18 protein-coding genes, 1 pseudogene and 1 other annotated feature are annotated in these 22096 nt (G+C 38.3%); of the genes and pseudogenes, 13 read left to right on the forward strand and 6 right to left on the reverse strand.

All coding sequences use genetic code 11. The features are described from left to right. Positions 1-80: 80 nt before the first annotated feature. The 5 genes from NGR58_RS03890 to rpmH all read right to left on the reverse strand — a co-directional run bounded on the left by NGR58_RS03890 (position 81) and on the right by rpmH (position 3949). Positions 81-887, reverse strand: a complete 807-nt coding sequence (locus NGR58_RS03890) for a sugar phosphate isomerase/epimerase family protein (RefSeq protein WP_258088339.1) — start codon at positions 885-887, stop codon at positions 81-83. A gap of 815 nt (positions 888-1702) precedes the next feature. Beyond that, positions 1703-2332 carry a signal peptidase I gene (gene lepB / locus NGR58_RS03895; protein ID WP_115470570.1) on the reverse strand — a complete coding sequence of 210 codons (630 nt, stop codon included), beginning with the start codon at positions 2330-2332 and terminating at the stop codon, positions 1703-1705. Positions 2333-2488: 156 nt separating this feature from the next. Beyond that, positions 2489-3322: a YidC/Oxa1 family membrane protein insertase gene (locus NGR58_RS03900; protein ID WP_258088340.1), complete on the reverse strand. Its 834-nt coding sequence runs from the start codon at positions 3320-3322 to the stop codon at positions 2489-2491. A 27-nt stretch (positions 3323-3349) separates the two neighbouring features. Continuing rightward, positions 3350-3706, reverse strand: coding sequence for a ribonuclease P protein component (gene rnpA, locus NGR58_RS03905; RefSeq protein WP_075270587.1), 357 nt, complete (start codon positions 3704-3706; stop codon positions 3350-3352). A gap of 108 nt (positions 3707-3814) precedes the next feature. Then, entirely contained in the window at positions 3815-3949 is a 135-nt protein-coding gene (gene rpmH / locus NGR58_RS03910; RefSeq protein ID WP_075270588.1) for a 50S ribosomal protein L34, read from the reverse strand. Between the two features lie 696 nt (positions 3950-4645). On the opposite strand from rpmH, the gene dnaA reads away from it, so the two are divergent. From dnaA to NGR58_RS03975, 13 genes and pseudogenes are all read left to right on the forward strand, one after another. Next, positions 4646-6064 carry a chromosomal replication initiator protein DnaA gene (gene dnaA / locus NGR58_RS03915; protein ID WP_258088341.1) on the forward strand — a complete coding sequence of 473 codons (1419 nt, stop codon included), beginning with the start codon at positions 4646-4648 and terminating at the stop codon, positions 6062-6064. A 202-nt stretch (positions 6065-6266) separates the two neighbouring features. Continuing rightward, positions 6267-7397, forward strand: coding sequence for a DNA polymerase III subunit beta (gene dnaN / locus NGR58_RS03920; protein WP_258088342.1), 1131 nt, complete (start codon positions 6267-6269; stop codon positions 7395-7397). Between the two features lie 189 nt (positions 7398-7586). Next, entirely contained in the window at positions 7587-7829 is a 243-nt protein-coding gene (yaaA, locus tag NGR58_RS03925; RefSeq protein ID WP_075268726.1) for a S4 domain-containing protein YaaA, read from the forward strand. Then, positions 7829-8980 carry a DNA replication/repair protein RecF gene (gene recF / locus NGR58_RS03930; protein ID WP_258088343.1) on the forward strand — a complete coding sequence of 384 codons (1152 nt, stop codon included), beginning with the start codon at positions 7829-7831 and terminating at the stop codon, positions 8978-8980. The genes yaaA and recF overlap by 1 nt, the downstream gene beginning before the upstream one ends. A gap of 23 nt (positions 8981-9003) precedes the next feature. Then, positions 9004-10950 carry a DNA topoisomerase (ATP-hydrolyzing) subunit B gene (gene gyrB / locus NGR58_RS03935; protein WP_115470565.1) on the forward strand — a complete coding sequence of 649 codons (1947 nt, stop codon included), beginning with the start codon at positions 9004-9006 and terminating at the stop codon, positions 10948-10950. Positions 10951-10971: 21 nt separating this feature from the next. Next, positions 10972-13563 (forward strand): DNA gyrase subunit A, encoded by a 2592-nt coding sequence (gene gyrA, locus NGR58_RS03940; RefSeq protein ID WP_258088344.1) that lies wholly within the window; start codon positions 10972-10974, stop codon positions 13561-13563. A gap of 102 nt (positions 13564-13665) precedes the next feature. Next, a complete protein-coding gene (locus NGR58_RS03945; protein WP_258088345.1) occupies positions 13666-15081 on the forward strand; it encodes a C69 family dipeptidase in 1416 nt (471 codons plus the stop codon). Positions 15082-15172: 91 nt separating this feature from the next. Further along, positions 15173-15395, forward strand: a binding site (T-box leader). A 361-nt stretch (positions 15396-15756) separates the two neighbouring features. Continuing rightward, positions 15757-16527: an acetoin reductase gene (locus NGR58_RS03950; RefSeq protein ID WP_258088346.1), complete on the forward strand. Its 771-nt coding sequence runs from the start codon at positions 15757-15759 to the stop codon at positions 16525-16527. A gap of 59 nt (positions 16528-16586) precedes the next feature. Beyond that, positions 16587-17662, forward strand: a pseudogene (locus NGR58_RS03955) (methionine ABC transporter ATP-binding protein). Further along, the gene (locus NGR58_RS03960) at positions 17652-18326 is read left to right on the forward strand and encodes a methionine ABC transporter permease (RefSeq protein WP_258088347.1); all 675 of its coding nucleotides are present in this window, start codon (positions 17652-17654) and stop codon (positions 18324-18326) included. Before NGR58_RS03955 ends, NGR58_RS03960 begins: the two are co-directional and overlap by 11 nt. A gap of 44 nt (positions 18327-18370) precedes the next feature. Next, on the forward strand, positions 18371-19234 hold the full coding sequence (locus NGR58_RS03965; RefSeq protein ID WP_258088348.1) for a MetQ/NlpA family ABC transporter substrate-binding protein: 864 nt from the start codon (positions 18371-18373) through the stop codon (positions 19232-19234). A gap of 333 nt (positions 19235-19567) precedes the next feature. Then, entirely contained in the window at positions 19568-20800 is a 1233-nt protein-coding gene (locus NGR58_RS03970) for a polysaccharide deacetylase family protein (RefSeq protein ID WP_258088349.1), read from the forward strand. 123 nt (positions 20801-20923) lie between these two features. Then, positions 20924-21892, forward strand: coding sequence for an XRE family transcriptional regulator (locus NGR58_RS03975; protein ID WP_258088350.1), 969 nt, complete (start codon positions 20924-20926; stop codon positions 21890-21892). Between the two features lie 65 nt (positions 21893-21957). Here the strand turns inward: NGR58_RS03975 and NGR58_RS03980 are convergent. After that, the coding region (locus NGR58_RS03980; protein ID WP_258088351.1) for an IS3 family transposase at positions 21958-22096 on the reverse strand (139 nt) is incomplete at its 5' end.

Raw genomic sequence — 22096 nt, forward strand, 5'->3', positions numbered from 1 at the left:
GTGTCAAAATCATATATAAAAAGCTCACATCCTACAATTTTAGGTAGGATGTGAGCTTTTTATATGATTCAGATAATTAATCATTTGTCAGCAATTTGCGTTAAATATTGGTGACTCGCCATCATTTCTTGGCAATTTCCTTGATAAGCTAAATTAATTTCATAAATCCGGCTAGCAGCTGGATTTAATTCACCAATCACGCGCTGCCAGTCCACCAATCCAGTCCCTAATGGCAAACTATCATGGTCTTTACCCATCGAATCAACCAAATGATAATGTTTCACTTGTGGTTTGAGGTGTTTTAGACTCGCAATCAGTGCGTCATTATCAGCCTGGACCGAAATAAAGGCATGGCTAACATCAAATGCCAAGGGGAGGTCGGCTTGAATAATCCGGTCTTCAAATGTTGGATCACCATACCAGTAAACTGGTGAAATCCCATTCTCAAAAACCACATGCTCGGGTGCAATCTCTCTTAACCGTGACATGGCATCAAACACCGCATCTTGTGCTGCTGCAATCGTGGGCCATTGAGTCGTAATATCGCTTGCTGCAGATTTATAAGCCCCATGGACCAATGCATAACTATTAGTTTGTGCCGCCAACTTGATTAAACGTTCAGCACTTTGAATAACAAATCGATACAATGCTGGATTGATTGCTGGATTAGTATATAACTCACAACGCTGATCATGCCATTTCATAGGATGATGAAAAACGATGTGGGGAACTTGATCACTAACATAAGACACCATTTTTAATAAATGTTGCCAACCATCACTTGTAAAGTCTTGATCTGTTAAATGAAATTCAAATACATCAGGATGATACTTTAATCGATCATCAATTTGATTCTTATTAGTGCTAGCCTTTAATCCTAACTGCATGACAGTACCTCCGTTCATTTTATAGTATACACTGTTTAAAAATGGACGATTATTAATTTGTGTCCAGTCATTTGACTATCCGTGTTAAGCTCTTTAAAAATAAACGACTATGAACCGAGGTACTTTACATGCAAAGCATCCCCAAGTTATTTCACAAAAAACAAATATGGTTACTTCTTTTATTTCTAATTTCTATGACTGAATATCTATGGACATTATATATTAACCTCTACGGACCTGGAATTAACATAGCTTGGGGAGCAATTAATTTCGCTCTGTTAAATATCCTTCTATCATAAAGGTGGCGCTCCCGATTTTTTTAAAAACACACTGTCTAAAGAGTAGATATGAAAAATAAACTATTAATACCTATAAATTTTGTCTTCATATTAGTATTCGGAATAATAATTTCTATTAATTACTGCAGACAACAAGCAGAATATAAAATAACAACAATACAACCAAATGAATATCGTATAAACTTACAAAAGACATATCCAATTAATAATGTCCAATTAAAGGCCCTCATGAAAGGACAGTTTTTTCAAGGCTACTATATTTTTATTGGTTGTCCGACAAATCCTTATTCTCGAAAATTATCACCAGTTGTTAAACAATTATCACGGCGACAAACTGTCTACTATTTCAACACTACTAGATACCCATTGAACTCAGAATTACAAAAACTTATCTGTGATAAAAATCATTCAAAAAAGGACACTTACTTAATTCAAATACATCATGACAAACGTTATTTCATAAAATAAACCTCACAACATGAATCCATGTCGTGAGGCTTATTTGTCTAACTACTTTTATTCAAAATACGACTTCCAAGCCGTATTAATATTTTGTTTCTTAGTATCGTTACCCCAGAATGGTACCTTAACAACACCGAGTACTTTATCGTTATCTACAAATCCCCAATAACGAGAATCATTAGAAACTGTACGATGATCGCCTAATACAAAGTACTTACCAGCTGGTACTTTAACCGTCTTTTTACCGGTCCAACCTTGTCGATCACCCAATTGCTTAAGTGATGACCAATTACCAACTTGGTTGACGTTGTTGGTAGCTGCTTGTTCTGATTCAGAAATGTAATCCTGATCAACAACTTTGCCATTTACTTTAAGAACACCGTCAACGGCACTAACCGTATCACCAGGCAATCCAATGACACGCTTCACATAATCCTTACTTTCAGTTGCGGTTGGATCTTCACCGTAAGCGTCAAAAACAACGACGCTACCACGATGAATCGTTTCTGTTTTTATTTTATCCGTCCTAAAAACAAAAACTCGTTCGCTATTGGTTAGATTTGGATCCATTGATGAGCCATCAACTTTAACCATGGTAAACCAAACAGACCTTACCCCAAAAGCGATAAGTAATCCGACCAAAATTGGAATAACCCAAGACATTATTTCACGAAATGCTTTCATGGGTACGCTCCTTATAAATATTATTATCAATGCTTAATTTTACCATAATTAATACTATAAGGGTTTTAAATTAAAAATAGGTTAATCCAGCAATCGTAAATAAAAATAGCCAGAACAAAGTATTGCACCTTCATTCTGACTATTTATTATTGATAATTAACGCTTATGACGCCGTACTGCTTTACGTATTGCACGTTGCTTAGCACGTTCGGCCTCTTTCTTTGCTTCACGTTCACGACGTATTTCAAATGGGTTTTGAATTGTCCAAGTTTGGGCAACCTGGAACGCATTTGAAATCACCCAGTAAAGTGATAGGGCAGAAGGCACTGAAATGGCAAAGATGAAAATCATAATTGGCATGATATATGTCATCGATGTTGTCATACCGTTCTTTTCGGGTTGTCCCATCATCACCAAGTATGATGAAGCAAACGTAAACAAGGCTGCCAAGATTGGCAAGATGAAGTAAGGATCACGTTCTCCAAGTTGTACCCAGAAGAAAGTCCCCGTCTCCAATACCTTTGTCGTACGAATAGCCGTATACAAGGCAATCAAGATTGGCATTTGAACAAGTAGCGGAATAAAGCTAGCAAAAGGATTGACACCTGCATCTTTATACAGTTTCTTTTGTTCTGCTTGCATTGCCTGCATTGTTTCAGGATCACGACTTGAATACTTTTGTTGTAACTTCTTTAACTCTGGTCCAATTTCTTGCATTTTGCGCATTGAACCTGTTTGATAAACCATCAAAGGTAGGATCAATAAACGAATCAGTACAGTGAAAACAATGATTCCAAAACCATAGTTATCACCAAACCAAGCTGATACACCTAAAATTGAACGTGAGAAGTTAGCAATAATGATACCACGCCAGAAACCATCGCCTGCAACATGTCCATCATACATCACTGCTGCAATAATCATAATCAATAATGCAACAAGTGCTGTAATTGCCGAACGCATTGTAAACATTTTTCTAAGAGTCTGCATTCGTTCTCTCCATATTATATTAGTTTTTTATTTCGTTTCCTCATCAACAAAAACATTTGCTAACTTAAAAACGTGTTCTAAATTCTTTTTGATGATCGCCATGTCTTGATCATGTGCCGATGGGCGTGCAATAACTAAAATATCAATATCCGAACGCATTTTTGGCTTAAATTCCAAAACACTTTGGCGAATACGACGCTTTACCCACACACGCTCATGACCACGTAGACCCACTTTTTTTGAAATAGAAATTCCTAGACGAAAGTGGGTCGGTTGTTCACGCGTCATTGTGTAAACAATAAACATTTTATTTGCGACCGAGTGATGCTGTTCAAAAACTAATTGAAAATCAGCTTCTTTTTTTACACGGTAACTCTTACGCATTTGTTTTTGCTCCAAACTTTTTCACGACAAAAGAAAACGCACGAATCAGCCAAAAAGCCGACTCATGCGCGATCATTATCAGTAATCCTAATAGAAGGCCTGACCTAATTAGGCTGACAATACCTTGCGGCCCTTTTGGCGGCGACGTGCTAGCACCTTGCGACCGTTACTAGTGTTCATGCGCTTGCGGAAACCATGTACGCGTTCGCGGTGACGCTTCTTAGGTTGGTATGTACGCTTCATATGAATACACCTCCCATTCGTAGTTAGATTTGGCCTGCGGTTGGCAAGGCCAAACCACAATTCGTATTCAATTGTACCATCACAAATAAACCAAATCAAGAATATTAAACATTTTATGCTTTCTTAAGCACTTTTAAACTGAAGAAATATCATGATCACCAACTGTCTTTAAGAAAACTTTATATTTTATATAATTATCTTTTTCCAAAAGTTTTCCAAAATCTAACGGAGCGTTATGTTAATAAAAACAGGCAACATAACGGAGCGTTACATGAGTTTTCCCCATAATCCACAGTTTATCCACATGTTCCACATATCGGGAAAACCAATCCCTAATTACCCTGTGGATATGTGTATAACTAATTTTAGAACGATTATGACAAGCTTTGGTTGTTAACAATTGCTTGTATATTTCTCTATTTTCCGCTAAGTTATCCACATTTTCCAGAATCGCCCTAAAAATTTGTTTCACATCCAGTTGATAACTCATATTTAGATTTCCACAGCCTGTGAATCTACCAAATTGTTACTTAAAATGGGTAAATCATTGATATAACAAGCATATTCCTTGTGGAAAACTTATCCACATACTGATAAAATGAAATTTGTCGAATTGTGCTATTTATGAAAATAAATTCAGCAAACGTCCTGTGGAAAACCCACAAAATAGATAAAACTTTTAAAGGAGGTTACCAAATGGATCCTATCCAACTTTGGAACGCCATTAAAGAAGAGCTACGTCAAACAATCTCGCAAGGCTTTTCATATACAAATTACGTTGATACGCTCAAACCATTGCAACTGGTTGAAAACGAAAATAACACGGTAACCTTACAGTTAACCACCGCATACGAACAAGTTGCATCAGAATGGTTGAACGCAAGTAGTTCGTATTACCAAGCATTCATGCAGGCTGCCATGACTGCAACGCTAAAATTAACAGGCCAACCAACATTCATCATTCCTTCAGTAACTTATGTTTCGCCAACACCAACAACATTATTTGACTTACCAGAAGATCAAGATAAAGATGAAGAGAAAGAGCAACAACAAAGCAAAGACAGTTTGGCATCTGAATTTGTAACGCAATCAATTCTCAATCCAGAATTCCGCTTCGAAACATTTGTTTCTTCTGACGAAAATCGTGAAGCCTATGCTGTTGCACAAGCAGTAGCCGATAAACCAGGTACACAATGGAATCCACTTCTTATATATGGTGGTGTTGGTTTGGGTAAAACCCACTTGATGCAAGCAATTGGTAACAAAGTACTAGAACGTACACCCGATGCAAACGTTAAATTTATTACAACCGAAGATTTCATCAATGACTTTACTGAAGCACTACGTCGTGGCCAAAAAGAAACCGAAGCTTTTAAACGTGAATACCGATCAACTGATTTACTCATGGTCGATGATGTGCAGTTCTTAGCTGGTAAAGAAAAAATCCAAGAAGAGTTTTTCAATACATTTAATGCAATTACTCGTGAAAATCACCAAATTGTCCTCACATCTGATAAATTACCAAAAGAAATTCCTGGACTAGAAATGCGACTAGTCACTCGTTTCGGTCAAGGATACTCAGCAAATATTACCAAGCCTGACTTACCAACACGTGTTGCCATTTTGAGAAACAAGTCTGATCTCGAAAATCTCAGCATTCCAAACGATGTTATCGATGAAATCGCGGCTGCCGTAGATACCAACGTTCGTGATCTAGAAGGTGTGTTCAACCAAGTTGTTGGAAAAATGCGTTTTTCAAATGTACCGATCACAGTTGAAACTGCTCGTACAATATTAGAAGCCATGAACTTCAAACGACAACGTGCGATTACCATTCCAATCATTCAAGAAGCAGTCGCTAAATTCTTTAATGTCACTGTTCAAGATTTAAATGGTAAAAAACGTAATAAGGAAATTGTTGTCCCTCGCCAAATTGCAATGTATATTGCCCGCGAGCTAACACAGGATTCCTTACCTCAAATTGGACGATCATTTGGCGGCAAGGATCATACAACAGTCATGCATTCTACTGAAAAAATTGAAAATGCCATCGAAAATGATAGTATTTTAGCTGAACAGGTACAGAAAATTCGTGAAGAATTGAGCAATGGGTAAGGAATGACATTGTGAATAATTCACTAACTATCCAAAAGTTATCCACAGGTTTCTATACATAGACCAATTCGTGGTGTAATGGTATAGATTATGGTTATCCACATTTTCCACACCCCTTATTACTATTATTATCTTTTTTATTTATAATTAAGTAAGGCATTACGCACTTCATAATTATGTTTTTGTGCATTGAGGAGATCTTATGGAATTTACAATTAATCGAGCAGCTTTTATAAAAGCAATGAATAATGTTAATCGTGCTATTTCTTCACGAACATCAATGACGATCTTAAAAGGGATCAAATTAGTTCTTGATGAAACAGGATTGACCTTAACTGGATCAAATACAGATATTTCAATTGAAATTTTAATTCCAGTTAATGATGATGAAGCCAAATTACAAATTGTCGAATCAGGTGCCATTGTTTTACCAGCCACTTTCTTTTCAAATATCGTTAAGCGACTACCTGGTGAAACATTTAAGTTAACTAACGCTTCTGGTTTACAAACAAAAATCGCATCTGAAAATGCTGAATTTGATATTAATGGGCAAGATGCTAATAATTATCCACACCTCCCTGAAATTGAGGTTCGTAATGATTTGACGTTATCTGCTGATACATTAGATGAAATTATCCGTCAAACCGTAATTGCGGTTTCAAAGCAATTAAGTCAACCCATATTAACGGGTGTTCACTTTATTCTTGCAGGTGGTAATCTAACAGCAGTTGCAACTGATCGTCATCGTTTAGCACAACGTTCAGTTGCCTTTGATGACTCAGATGTTAATGCGGACATTATCGTGCCAGGAACTTCATTAACACAACTACAAGCCATGTTGGATGAAGTTGAAAAAGTTGACGTTCGTGTTGCTGAAAATCAAGTAATTTTCCAATTAGGGGAAAATACAACCTTCTATTCACGTTTGTTAGAAGGAAATTATCCTGATGCATCACGGTTGATTCCAACTGAAAAGCGCACAACTTTGACAATCAACGCACGTGATTTACTACAAACAATTGAACGTGCTGCTCTGCTGAGTCACGAAGGTCGTTCAAATGTTATTCAATTTGCAATTGCTAGTGAAAAGTCTTTGATTTCATCAAATTCACCAGAAGTTGGTCGTGTTGAAGAACAAATTTTTGCTGCTGAAACCGCTGGTGATGACCTGACGATTTCGTTTAACCCAGATTACATGCGAGAGGCATTACGTTCATTTGGGGATGAACAAATTCAAATTGGCTTTAAAACAGCGTTGGATCCATTCACATTAGTGCCAACAAACAATGAAACAAACTTTATTCAACTGATTACGCCAGTTAGAACTTATTAAAAATAGTTAAAAAGCCGAAAATTGCTATTTCACGACAAAAAAGCGATTTTCGGCTTTTTTATTTAAATATCATTAAACAACCTGAGAGACGCTATGAAGCCGTAATTAGATTGTGAAATGCAAAAAAAAGGCGTATAATATACACAATATGGAACCGTGTAAATGCCGTTTTAACAAACGGTAGAAAGGATGGAAAAATTGGCAACAGAAGTGCAAATTCAAGCACCCTTTATTACATTAGGGCAATTGTTAAAAGAGGAAAGTATCATTGCAACAGGTGGTCAGGCAAAGTGGTTCTTACGTGAAAACACTGTCTTAGTTAATGAGGAGCCTGATGATCGACGTGGTCGTAAACTATATCCAGGAGACATCATTGCCGTCCCATCTGGTGAGCGTTTTGTTATTAATGGAACAGGTGCTAGTGCAAACTAATGGAACTAATGTCGTTAAAACTAAACAACTTTCGAAATTATGAAGCATTAGATGTTTCATTTTCATCGGGGGTTAATGTCTTTTTGGGTCCAAATGCACAAGGTAAGACCAATTTATTAGAAGCCATTTATGTTTTAGCTTTAACTCGTTCACATCGGACGTCGACGGATAAAGAATTAATTAGTTGGCAAGCAAAAGAAGCACAAGTTGCTGGAACGGTTGCTCGTCAATATAGCAATGTACCTTTATCCTTAAAATTCACGAATAAAGGTAAAAAGGCGCGTATTAATCACTTAGATCAAGCAAAATTAGCTAATTATATTGGTCAATTAAATGTCATCTTATTTGCTCCAGAAGACCTGAATCTCGTGAAAGGTTCGCCAAGCGTTCGACGTAATTTTATTGATCGTGAATTTAGTCAAATGAGTGCGAAATACTTATATACTGCTAATCAGTATAAAGATGTTTTAAAACAACGAAATCGTTATTTAAAACAATTACAGAGTAAACAAGCATCGGATAAATTGTATTTAGATGTTTTAACCGAACAATTAGTTGATTTTGCGAGTGAATTAATTACTCGTCGCGTCGTATTGATTAAAAAATTAGATGCAGCAGCGCAACCAATACAAGCTGCAATAACACAAAATAATGAACAGTTGCATATTCAGTATGTTTCTCAGCTTGATGATGAGTCATTAACAGACGTTGCATCGGTCAAACAGGAAATGTTAGCAAGGTTCAAAAAATTAGGTGAACGTGAAATTATAATGGGCACAACCATGTTAGGACCGCATCGAGATGATTTACGTTTTGATGTGAATAAACATGATGTTGCTAACTTTGGCTCACAAGGCCAACAACGCACAACAGCTTTAGCAGTTAAATTAGCTGAAATTGAGTTGATGAAAGAAGAAACGGGTGAATATCCGGTGTTGTTATTGGATGATGTCCTTTCGGAGTTAGATAGTGACCGACAAACACATTTATTAGCGGCAATGCAAGATAAAGTGCAGACGTTCATTACCACACCTTCGTTAAGTGATGTTGCACGTCAATTGATTCATGAGCCGAAGATATTTCATGTTGATTCAGGACATTTGATAGAAAATGAAGATGTTAAGGCAGAGGATACTAGTGAAAATAACTAGTTGTTAAGTTTAAGGAGGGAAGCATGGCTGAAGAAGATGTATCTCAAATGCATACACAAGCAGATGATTATGATGCCAGTCAAATTCAAGTTTTGGAAGGATTGGAAGCTGTTCGTAAGCGTCCGGGTATGTATATTGGATCGACATCAAGTCAAGGACTACACCATTTAGTGTGGGAAATTGTCGATAATGGTATTGATGAAGCCCTAGCAGGGTTTGCAAACCATATCACAGTAACGATTGAAAAAGATAATTCAATCACTGTTATTGATAATGGTCGTGGTATCCCAATCGATATTCAAGTTAAGACTGGTAAACCAGCCCTTGAAACCGTCTTTACGATTTTACATGCCGGTGGAAAATTCGGTGGCGGCGGATACAAGGTCTCAGGTGGATTGCACGGAGTTGGTGCATCAGTTGTTAATGCCTTATCAACTAATTTGGATGTTTTAGTTGTCCGTGATGGTAAAGGTTACGCAATGGACTTTGAGCGTGGTCATGTGAAAACAGGTATGCATACTGTTGCAGTAGATGACGAACCTGTTTCACGTGGAACAATTGTTCATTTTGCGCCAGATCCAGATATTTTCCGTGAAACAACAACATTTGATTATAAGACGTTGATGAATCGTGTTCGTGAATTGGCTTTCTTGAACAAGGGCTTGCGTATTTCAATCAGCGATATGCGTCCTGAAGAGCCAGTTGTCGAATCATTCCATTATGATGGTGGTATTAAAGAATATGTTGATTTCTTGAATGTTAACAAAGATGTTATTTTCAATGAACCTATCTATGTCGAGGGCATGGAAAATGATATTGATGTTGAAGTGTCATTGCAATATACGGATGATTTCCATAGCAATTTGCTGTCATTCACTAACAATATTCACACTTATGAGGGAGGAACCCATGAAACTGGGTTCAAGTCAGCCTTAACACGTGTAATCAATGATTATGCTCGTAAAAATAAATTACTAAAAGACAGTGATGATGCGCTTTCTGGGGATGATGTTCGTGAAGGATTGACAGCCATCGTTTCAGTAAAGCATCCTGACCCACAATTTGAGGGACAAACGAAAACGAAGTTGGGTAATTCAGATGCCCGAACAGCTGTTGACCGTATGTTCTCAGATACTTTTGCTCGATTTATGATGGAGAATCCAACGACTGCCAAGCAAATCGTTGAAAAAGGAATTTTAGCTGGTAAAGCACGTATGGCTGCAAAGCGTGCACGTGAAGCAACTCGTAAGAAGTCAGGATTGGAAATTGCTAACTTACCCGGAAAACTTGCTGATAATACATCAAAAGATCCAGAAATATCAGAACTATTTATCGTTGAGGGTGATTCAGCGGGTGGTTCTGCTAAGCAAGGTCGTGAGCGTTTAACACAAGCTATTTTGCCAATTCGTGGAAAAATTTTGAATGTTGAAAAAGCATCAATGGAAAAGATTTTAGCTAATGATGAAATTCGTTCGTTGTTTACGGCAATGGGTACTGGTTTTGGTGGCGAGTTTGATGTCACAAAGGCAAAGTATCATAAGTTGATTATCATGACCGATGCCGATGTCGATGGTGCTCATATTCGTACGCTGTTGTTGACGCTAATTTATCGTTACATGCGTCCATTATTGGAGGCAGGCTATGTTTATATTGCCCAGCCACCACTTTACCAAGTTCGCCAGGGTAAATTTATTAAGTATTTGGATGCTGATGAGGAGCTCGATGCTTTGCTACCAACGTTGCCAGCATCACCTAAGCCAGTTATCCAACGGTATAAGGGACTTGGTGAAATGGATGCCAGTCAATTATGGGAAACAACTATGGATCCATCAGTTCGTCGTTTGTTGCGTGTTGAAATGGATGATGCGATTGAGGCAGATATGATTTTCTCAATGTTAATGGGTGACAAGGTTGAGCCTCGTCGTAAGTTTATTGAAGAAAATGCACAATATGCTGAATTAGACGTCTAACAGTAAAAGAAAGGAAGTCAAATGGCTGAAGAAGAACAAACAAACAGCCGCATTAAACCCGCTAAGCTTGGCGAGCAAATGCGAACATCTTTCTTGGATTATGCCATGTCAGTTATTGTGGCACGTGCACTACCAGATGTACGAGATGGGTTAAAACCAGTTCATCGTCGTATTCTATATGGTATGAATGAACTGGGTGTGACACCTGATAAACAACACAAAAAGTCAGCGCGTATTGTTGGGGATGTTATGGGAAAGTATCACCCACACGGAGATTCAGCAATCTATGAATCAATGGTCCGTATGGCTCAGGACTTTTCATATCGTTACATGCTAGTTGATGGACACGGTAACTTTGGATCGGTCGATGGTGACCCTGCCGCCGCCATGCGTTATACCGAGGCGCGTTTGAGTAAAATTTCGACCGAAATGTTACGTGACATCAATAAAGATACGATTGATTTCCAAGAGAATTATGATGGTACTGATCGTGAACCTGTTGTTTTACCAGCTCGTTTTCCTAATTTAATAGTTAATGGAGCAAATGGTATCGCTGTTGGAATGGCTACTAATATTCCACCACACAATTTGGGAGAAGTTATTTCGGGTCTTCATATGTTAATGAAGAATCCTGATGCGACAACGGCTGACTTAATGGAGGCTATTCCAGGACCTGATTTCCCAACTGGGGCAATTGTGATGGGAAAATCTGGTATTCGTAAGGCTTACGAAACTGGAAAAGGTGTTGTGACCGTTCGTGCTAAGACGGAAATCGAAACTGAAAAATCAGGTAAAGAGCACATTATTGTGACCGAATTGCCATATATGGTTAATAAGGCTAAATTAATTGAGCGTATTGCTGAATTGGGTCGTGATAAGCGTATCGAGGGAATTACTGGTGTCAATGATGAGTCTGACCAAGACGGAAATCGAATTGCGATTGAAATTCGTCGTGATGTGTCAGCTTCAGTTGTATTAAACAGCTTGTATAAGAATACCTTGATGCAGACTGGCTTTAGTTTCAATATGCTTGCCGTGCAAGATGGTCGTCCAAAGTTACTTAGCTTGAAAGACATGCTAGTTGCTTATCTAGACCATCAGCAAAAAGTTGTTCGTCGCCGAACAGAATTTGAATTGCGCAAAGCGCAAGCACGTGCCCATATCCTTGAAGGATTGCGCATCGCTTTGGATCATATTGATGCCATTATTAATATTATTCGTCAGTCAGAAACATCAGAAATTGCCAAGCAAAAGTTAATGTCTGACTACGCTTTATCTGATAAGCAATCACAAGCTATTTTGGATATGCGTTTGGTTCGTTTAACTGGTTTGGAACGTGACAAAATCGAGAAGGAATATCAAGGATTGTTAACATCAATTGCTGATTTCCAAGATATTTTGGCAAAGCCTGAACGAATCGATGAAATTATCTATACTGAATTACTTGAGGTGCAGTCTAAGTATGGTGATGATCGTCGTACTGAATTGCAAATCGGTGATGTGACAAGCATTGAAGATGAAGATTTGATTGAAGAAGAAGACATCATTGTCACATTGACTCATGCTGGTTATATCAAACGAATGCTACAATCTGAATTCCGTGCGCAAAACCGTGGTGGTCGTGGTATTCAAGGAATGGGCGTCAATGATGATGACTTTATCGATGAATTGATTGGTACATCAACCCATGACACACTGTTATTCTTTACAAATTCAGGTAAAGTTTACAAGATGAAAGGTTATGAGATACCAGAATATGGTCGCACAGCCAAAGGTATTCCAGTGGTCAATTTGTTAGGTGTTGAACCTGGCGAGAGTATTCAGGCGGTAATTAACGTCCGTGGTGATGCAAGTGAAAGTGAAGACTATTTGTTCTTTACCACACGCCAAGGTGTCGTAAAGCGTACACCAGTTAATGAATTTGGTAACATTCGTACCCATGGTTTGAAAGCTATTAATTTGCACGATGGGGATGAATTGATTAACGTACTTGTGACCGATGGTGATCAAAATATTATTATTGGTACGCATGGTGGTTATGCCGTTTCATTTAACAGTGAAGCAGTCCGTTCAATGGGACGCTCTGCTGCCGGTGTTCGTGGCATTACCCTACGTCCGGATGACTATGTTGTCGGTGCCCAAGTACTGATTGAAAATGGTCATGTGCTTATCATTACTGAAAATGGTTATGGTAAGCAAACGGCTGTTGAGCAGTATCCAATTAAGGGCCGTGGTGGTAAAGGGATTAAAACCGCCCAAGTAACAGAAAAGAATGGTCCATTGGCTGGCTTAAAGGTCGTGGATGGTAGTGAAGATATCATGTTGACCACTAATAAGGGTGTCATGATTCGTTTCACGGTCGATTCTATTTCTGAAACTGGTCGTGCCACACAAGGTGTTCGTGTCATTCGCTTGGATGATGATTCAGCTGTGGCTACGTTTGCTAAAGTGGCACATATTGTGCCAGAAGAGGATGAAGCCGAAACAGTAGCGAGTGAAGAAACAGTTGCTGCTGAAACCACTGGTGAGTTACCAACGGCACCTGCTGATGGTGAACAACCAGCAGAAGTCACTGAATTATTACATCGTGCTGAAGATGATGATCAGGAGTAGTTTTATCTGATATCATTCATGCATTTTAAAGAACACAGGCTGGGACAGATATTGACGTCCCAGCCTTTTTCAAAACTATTTTAAATGTAGGGGGAGCAAATAATGAATCAACTAGGTTATCAAGCACATCAAAAAACGTGTACAACTATTTTAGTCGGTAAGCATGCGACTATCGACGGATCAACCATGATTGCTCGTAATGAGGATGGTGGTGATGAGCCAAATCCACAAAAATTTGTGGTCTATCCAGCAAATGATGCCGGAATGGTTTATGAATCTGGGGCCAATCATGTCAAAATACCATTACCTGAAAAGAGTTTTCGTTATACGGCTACACCAGATGCTGATGATTCATTTGGTGTCTGGGCTGGAGCGGGTATCAATAGTCAAAATGTGGCAATGACCGCAACTGAAACCAGCACAACGAATACCCGTGTATTAGCTGCTGATCCTTTAGTTGATGGTGGCATTGGTGAAGCTGATATAACAACACTCGTATTGCCTTATATTAAATCTGCCCGTGAAGGTGTGACACGTTTGGGTCAGTTATTAACGACATACGGCACCTATGAATCTAACGGTATTGCTTTTTCTGATCGAGAAGAAGTGTGGTATTTTGAATCAATTGGTGGTCATCATTGGGCAGCAATTCGGATTCCTGATGATGCCTTTGTGGTTGCGCCAAATCGTTTTAATATTGATTATTTTGATTTTGATTCAGAAGATACCATGTCATCAGCTGATTTGGAACCATTCATCACAGATCATCATTTAAATCCAGATATTGACATGACGACACCTAATCTTCGGCATATTTTTGGTAGTGCAAGCGATAAGGACCGTGTTTATAATAATCCACGCGCTTGGTATGTGCATCGTTTATTTGCTAAGGGTACTGCAAATGAACAGCCTGAAGATCAAGATTTGCCATTTATCGTCTATCCCAAAAAGAAGTTGTCAGTGGATGATGTCAAATTTGCTTTGAGTTCACATTACCAAGGGACTGCGTTTGATCCATATGAACATGAACAAGCACCATTAAAGTATCGTCCAATTGGTATCAATCGTAATCAAGAGTCACATATCTTACAGATTCGGCCAAACATGCCAGCTAATATTGCTGGTGTTCACTGGTTAGGCTATGGACCGAATACCTTTAACGCCTTTGTGCCGTTTTATGTTAGTGTCACAACGACACCAGCAAGTTTTGAAAAAACAACGCCAACCTTTGATGTGTCAACGAGCTACTGGTTAACTCGAGTTATTGCGGTCATTGCAGACAAGGATTTTGCTACTTACCAAGATATGCAAGCAAGATTTGAACAACAAATTGTTGCCGATAATGTCAATCTACAACAGCAAACAGATCAAGCCATTCAAGCAGGTCAAACGGTTGATTTAGAAGCAGTTAACCAAAAAATGGCGGATAACTATATGCTGGCTGCCAATACATTATTGGGTAAAATGACTAAATTAGGGACGAAGAAAATGCAACTGCGTTTTTCAGTGGATGATTAGTTTTTAATGTACAATTGGATAAATTATTTTGTTTCGCTGCTTGACATGACATGTTAATGAGTTTAGAATTCATATCAGATTAAAATAAGATTAAAAAGCAATGATGAGATGAGTAAGATCGTGGCGTTTTCAGAGAACTTGTGGTTGGTGTGAACAAGTAACTAAGCGAACTGAAGATGGTCTTTGAGCGAAAGAGCAGTGAGCGCTGGTAAGCTGTCGATGGTTAACTACCAATATCAAGTTCATTATGGCAACATAATAAGCTGGTTTTTTACCAGGAATTAAGGTGGTACCGCGCGTAAAACGCCCTTAGGAAGATAGTTCCTAAGGGTGTTTTTTATTTTAATAATGAAGTTAAATAATGTGATTCGGAAAGTAGTTACAACACAAATTTACAGAAAAACGACAACTGTTGAGAGTCGTGATTTGGATTGTAAACGAAAAATGGCCGATGATTAAGCAGTGTGAGAAAGTAGTAAGCACTGTTCGGGTTGTCTCCGTTATCGGACAAACCGTAAAATAGACAAAAGTAGTCATTTTGCGGTTAATGAGGTTTGTCTGAGTAATTGGCAAACAAATCAGAATGGTAACGTGATGCCCTCACTTCTGTTATTACCAACAGAAGTGAGGGCTTTTAGTTTAGTAAAAATATGTTATTGAAAAGGGGATTTAAACATGGGACAAACAGCAATTATTACCGGTGCCGGTCAAGGAATTGGGGAGGCTGCAGCATACCGCTTAGCTAATGATGGTTTTAATGTTGCCGTTGCCGATATTAATGAGGCAACCGTGACACAGGTAGCGCAAAATTTACGTGATCAAGGCTTTCAGGCACAGGCATATGTCTTGGATGTGGCTGATCGGCAAGCTGTCTTTAATTTGGTTGAGGAGGCTGTGAACGATTTAGGCGAATTAGGCGTCTTTATAAATAATGCGGGGGTTGCCTTTATTGATTCGATTATTGATTCAGACCCAGAAAAGATTTCACGCTTGTTTGATGTCAATTTGAAAGGGACTTATTGGGGTATTCAAGCAGCTGCAAAAAAGTTTAAACAACAAGGTCACGGGGGGCACATTATTAATGCAGCATCTCTTGCTGGAATCGAAGCATCAGCCTTACAAAGTGCTTATTCAGCATCAAAATTTGGTATTCGTGGCTTAACGCAATCTGCTGCCAAGGAATTAGCTGCTGATCAGATTACAGTGAATGCTTACTGCCCGGGCATTGTACGGACACCGTTGCGTGATGGGATTGATGCTAGAACTGCACAAATTAAGGGATTACCAGTTTCGCAACAACGAGCTAATTCTTTGACCGAAATTCGTTTAGGTCGTGAAGCGACACCAGAAGATGTTGCTGAAATTATTTCTTGGTTTGCATCACCAAGAGCAGCTTATATTACTGGTCAATCATTATTGGTAGATGGTGGTATGCACCTTAGCTAATCGCGCAATTACTTTTATTGTTGATACTAAATAAAATAAAGGGGGAATATGCGATGGGTGTGGCAGATGTTGCGATTGATTTGCAGGACATTAATGTGACGTTTGAGCGCAAAGGTGAAACAGTGACCGCCGTGAATGATGTTTCGTTACAAGTAAAAAAAGGTAGCATTTATGGCATTATTGGCTATTCAGGAGCTGGTAAAAGTACTTTGGTTCGGGTAATCAATTTATTACAACGACCAAGTAGCGGTAAAGTCAGTGTATCTGGTCAGGATTTACAGCAATTAACTGATAAAAAGTTACGAGGTGTCCGCCAAAAAGTGGGGATGATTTTTCAACACTTTAATTTATTACGTTCACGAACGGTGCTAAACAATGTTGAATATCCATTGCTCGGCAAGAAAATATCACGAAAAGATCGTGAAGCCAAAGCCTTTGAATTACTAAAATTAGTGGGATTAGCGGAATATGCACAATCATATCCTGAAGAGCTGTCAGGGGGTCAAAAACAACGTGTTGCGATTGCACGTGCGTTGGCGAGTGATCCTGACATATTGATCAGTGATGAGGCAACTAGTGCTTTGGATCCGCAAACGACGGCATCGATTCTAGAATTACTTAAAAAATTAAATGATGAGCTAGGATTAACGATTGTTTTGATTACGCACGAAATGCAGGTCATCAAATCAATTTGTCAGGAAGTTGCGGTCATGGCAGATGGTTCAGTTATTGAACAAGGTCTTGTTGGTGATCTCTTTACTGCTCCACAGCAACCATTGACGAAAAGTTTGTTGAGTCTGCGGCTAATGTGACTGAAATGCGCCAACAAATCGTATCTGATCAGTTAGTAGAAAAACTACAGCCAAATGAACGTTTGTTATATTTGCGGTTCTCAAGTGATGCGACGAGTGAGTCAGTGATTTCAGAATTAGCCATTCAATATGGCGTTAAGGCCAATATCATTTTTGCGAATGTACAAAAAGTTGCGCAATTATCACTGGGTTATATGTTAGTTGTTTTATCTACTGTCGATGGCCAATTTGATCAAACCTTTTACTACTTGCAAACAGCAGGCGTTAAAGTGACTGATTTTTCTGAGGCACCACAAGCGAAGGGAGAAATAGATGTTAGCTAATTGGTTTCCAAATGTAGCTAGTATTTGGCCACAATTTGTACAGTCCACTTGGGAAACACTGTATATGACATTTTGGTCAGCCTTAATCGCTGGTGTACTTGGATTGGGAACGGGTATTTTTTTGGTTGTCACACAACCAGGTGGCATTAATGCTGACCCATCATTTTATAGTTTTTTAGATAAGGTAGTAAATCTGTTACGATCAGTTCCATTTATTATCCTGTTGGCAGTTATGGCGCCAGTTACAAAGTATATCGTGGGGACAACAGTTGGGACGCCGGCTGCCCTAGTCCCATTGATTGTTGGTATTTTTCCATTTTACGCACGCCAAGTCCAAAACGCCTTGCTAAGTATTGAACCATCAGTTATTGAGGCAGCACAAGCAATGGGGTCAAGTGCAACTGAAATTATTTTCCGGATTTATTTACGGGAGTGTTTACCAGATATTATTCGTGTCTCAGTTGTGACAATCATTAGTTTGATTGGTCTGACAACGATGGCTGGTGCCATTGGTTCAGGTGGTCTGGGCGATATTGCTATTAGTGTTGGCTATGCGCGTTTTGAAAATGACGTTACGATTGCTGCCTTATTGGTTATTTTAGTTTTGGTATTCATTACCCAAATTATTGGCGACTGGATTGCTCGTAAAGTGGAACATTTATAATATCAAACAATTAATATGTAACATCACGTAAGGAGGAGCAGGCAGTGAAAATAAAAAATTGGTTGATATTAATTGGTAGCCTCGTGATTTTGGGCGTTATTTCAGTAGGATTGCACACGTTTAACACCTATAAAATTGCCCACGCACCAAAACAAATCACCGTCGGATCCATGGGTAGTGATTACGACGTTTGGCAACATATCGCGAAAAGTAAAGAAGCCAAAGCACTCAACTTGAAAATTCGTGTGAAGCAAATTAATGATGGTGTACAAATGAATAATGCAACATCAGAACATAATGTGAACGTTAATGCCTTTCAATCTTATTCATATTATGACTCTTATAATCATGAGAATCCGAAAAATAAGTTAACTGTGTTAGGCACAACTTACTTAGAACCAATGGGTATATATTCAGATAAGTATCAGTCGATTAAAGATATTCCGACTGGTGCAACAATTGCGATTGCGGACAATCCAGCGAATACATCGCGAGGATTACTGCTATTGCAGGATGCAGGGTTGATTGAGTTAAAGCCGGGGTTTGATTCTTTGGGTAATGTCGGGGATGTTGTTTCGAACCCCCGTCATCTAAAGTTTAAGAAAATTGATGATACGACTGGTCCACGTGTCTTAAACAGTGTGGGAGCAGCGTTGATTTCAAATACGGTTGCCTTAGAAGGCAATCTAAATGTGTTGAAGGACTCACTTTATCATGAAAAAATTAATCAAAGCACTCGGCAAAATGTTAATATTTTAGCTGCCGCTGATGATATCTCTGATAAAGATAAAAAGGTCTATAAGAAATTAGTTAAGCTTTATCATGATCCAGCAATTCAAAAGTATGTGAAAGATAAGTATCAAGGAACAAAGATTGATGTGCAAAAGCCGATTTCTTATTTGAAGTAGTTATATTGCATGTTAATCAAAAGGGGGGTGGAACATTTATTTTGTTCCACCCCTTTTTGTTTTAAAAATAATACAACCGGCTTCAAGGCATTTTTTTCACGCTCTTCATAAACGCGCTCCAAAAGTCTGAAGCTTCAATGTAACGTGATTTACGGCATTCTTTCCCTTCGCATTGCTACGGCCAAAAATGCCGTAAACTACGTTACACACCAGCTTCAAAGCGACTTTTTCCACGCTCTTCTTTAATACAAATCTCTGTATTTTTGCGGTCATAAGATATAAAATGGCGCTAACTTATTATTTAATATTCGCATAAGTTATGGGGGGATAACTGTGATAAAGGGTAAAAAAATTAACCTATTCATTGGATTAATTTTGGGTGCAAGTTTAGGAATCTGTGGGGATGCTAGCAATGATGTCATGGCGGCAAAAACTGATAGTCAGAAAACCAAAGCAGTCAAGCAGGCTACGCTTTTAAGTGAGCAGTACCAATACAAAGAAGCCAAAACAGTATTGTCTCAGTATAAAGGATCGTCAATTAATGCACTGAAAAAACGTATTAATAATCAGCAATCAAAGTTGGTGACTTGGGATGATCCAGCAAAGATTCCGCATCTTTTTTACCATTCATTAATTGCTGATCCTAAGAAAGCCTTTGCTTCTGAGCAAGCACAAGGATACAAAGATTACATGGTGACCATTGATGAATTTATGCCGATGTTGAATCAGCTATATGATAATGGCTATGTGCTAATTAACTTTAAAGATATTATCTCGGTTGATAAGCAAGGTCAGGTAACATTCAAAACAATTAAACTACCGAAAGGCAAAAAGCCTTTAATTATTTCACAAGATGATGTTAATTATTATGAGTATATGAAAAAGTCAGGATTTGCGGATAAACTAGTGCTTAATAAGCAAGGTGATGTCAAAAATCAATATACCAATAAGGGTCAGAAGAAAATTGGTGATTATGATATGGTGCCAATTATTGATACCTTTATCAAAAAGCATCCAGATTTTTCTTATGGTGGTTCAAAAGGTGTGATTGCTGAAACGGGGTACAATGGCACACTTGGTTATCGTTCATCAAAGAGTCAATATGGTGACACGAAAAAGACGTATCGCGAAGCACAAAAAGCGACAAAGGTAGCGAACGTCATGAAAAAGAATGGTTGGCAATTTGCGTCACATTCATGGGGACACATCAATATGGCCGAATCAGGTATTGCTGATATTAAAAAGGATACGACACTTTGGCGAAAGGAAGTGCAGCCAATTGTCGGTAAGACACCAGTGTTGATTTTCCCATTCGGAGCAGATATTGGTTCATTTACCAATTATACGAATGATAATGAAAAGTATACCTATCTCAAAAATAAAGGCTTTAGCATTTTTGATAATGTTGATGCTTCACAAGCATCATGGGGTCAATTAACAGATAACTATTATCGTAATGCACGGATAAATGTTGATGGTATTCGTTTGCATGAAACGGTGACGGGACAAAATACGGTCTTAAATGATTTCTTTAACGCCAAAGATTTTTATCAGCGTGATAAATAATTTAAGCTGATTTGTCTGGTGTTTCTTTGAATTAGTAGAAAATTAATTAAGATTTACTATTGGTTCGCGAATTAGCGGTATAATGATATGTAAGAGTAATATGTAGTGGAGGAAAGATTTATCATGGGAAAAAATCGCGTGCCTGCTGAGGCGGTCCGGAATGCGTTAATACATTTTATAAAGAAGCGTAATATTTCCATTCCGATTATTTTGAAATCTGTCGATATTTCTAGATCGCGCTTGTACGACTATTTAAAGGGCAATGGTCGAGTTAGCGCAACAACATTTGTGAACTTGTTGAGTACAATTGGTGTATCTTACGATGAAGTTTTACTACATATTTATTTGGAACAACCCGAATTGGTTGATTCAACAGTTAAAGAATTGGGATTAGATCCTAGTTCATACACACAAACACCAAATGAAGATATGGTTTATCGGGTGTTGGCGTTATTTGAAGAAACGCAAGATACTCGGTTGTTATTATATGTAGTACGCGCAATTAATGCGCAAGTGATTGATTCTGGACAACGTTATCGTTTGGTTGAAATCGCACGTCCAGCAATTGTGAAATTGTTGGGTCATCGTGATTCATATTCTTCAACGGATATGTTGTTATTTGCCAATATTATTCGTCATGAACCATATGAGACCGTTAAGACGATGGTTAAGAAAATGTCTGATCAAGTGCAAAAGATTGCGACTTTAGAGGGCTATGGTCTGGTAGAGATGGACAACTTTTTGCCAGCAGCTGTTTGGAATGTCGGACTCTTAAATTTCAATATGTTATTGCTAGCATTGGAAAATGGCGATGAAGAGACAGTTGAAGGAACGCTAACATTCATTAAGGAATGTGAGTTACCAGACTTTGGTAGTTATTTTACATTCGTTAAGAAATTAGCAGAGGTAGTTAGATTGACACTGGATGATCAACAAGAACAAGCTGAAGAGCTTTGGCATTCAACAGTCAATGCCTTAAAGTTTATGGTTGATGATCGTTTATGGCCAAGCTTTACTTATTTGTCACAACAATCGTACCGTGAATTTATCAAACCGGTTGTTGATTATCGTAGCGTCATTGATGGTAGATAATGTTTTAAGACAGTAATAATGATAAAAATAGACCCTGAACTGAACCCCAAAAATTGGAGAGAAGTTTAAGCAACTAGCTGGTCGGAAAGATTTCGGTATTGAACCGGAGTTTTTCCGGCCAGTTTTGTTTTAATCCGTTTATTATTGTAGTAATAGATATAATTATTGACGGCAGACTTCAGCTCGTCATAGTTTTGATAATGA

This window comes from Weissella fangxianensis (assembly GCF_024718545.1).
Taxonomy (GTDB): domain Bacteria; phylum Bacillota; class Bacilli; order Lactobacillales; family Lactobacillaceae; genus Weissella; species Weissella fangxianensis.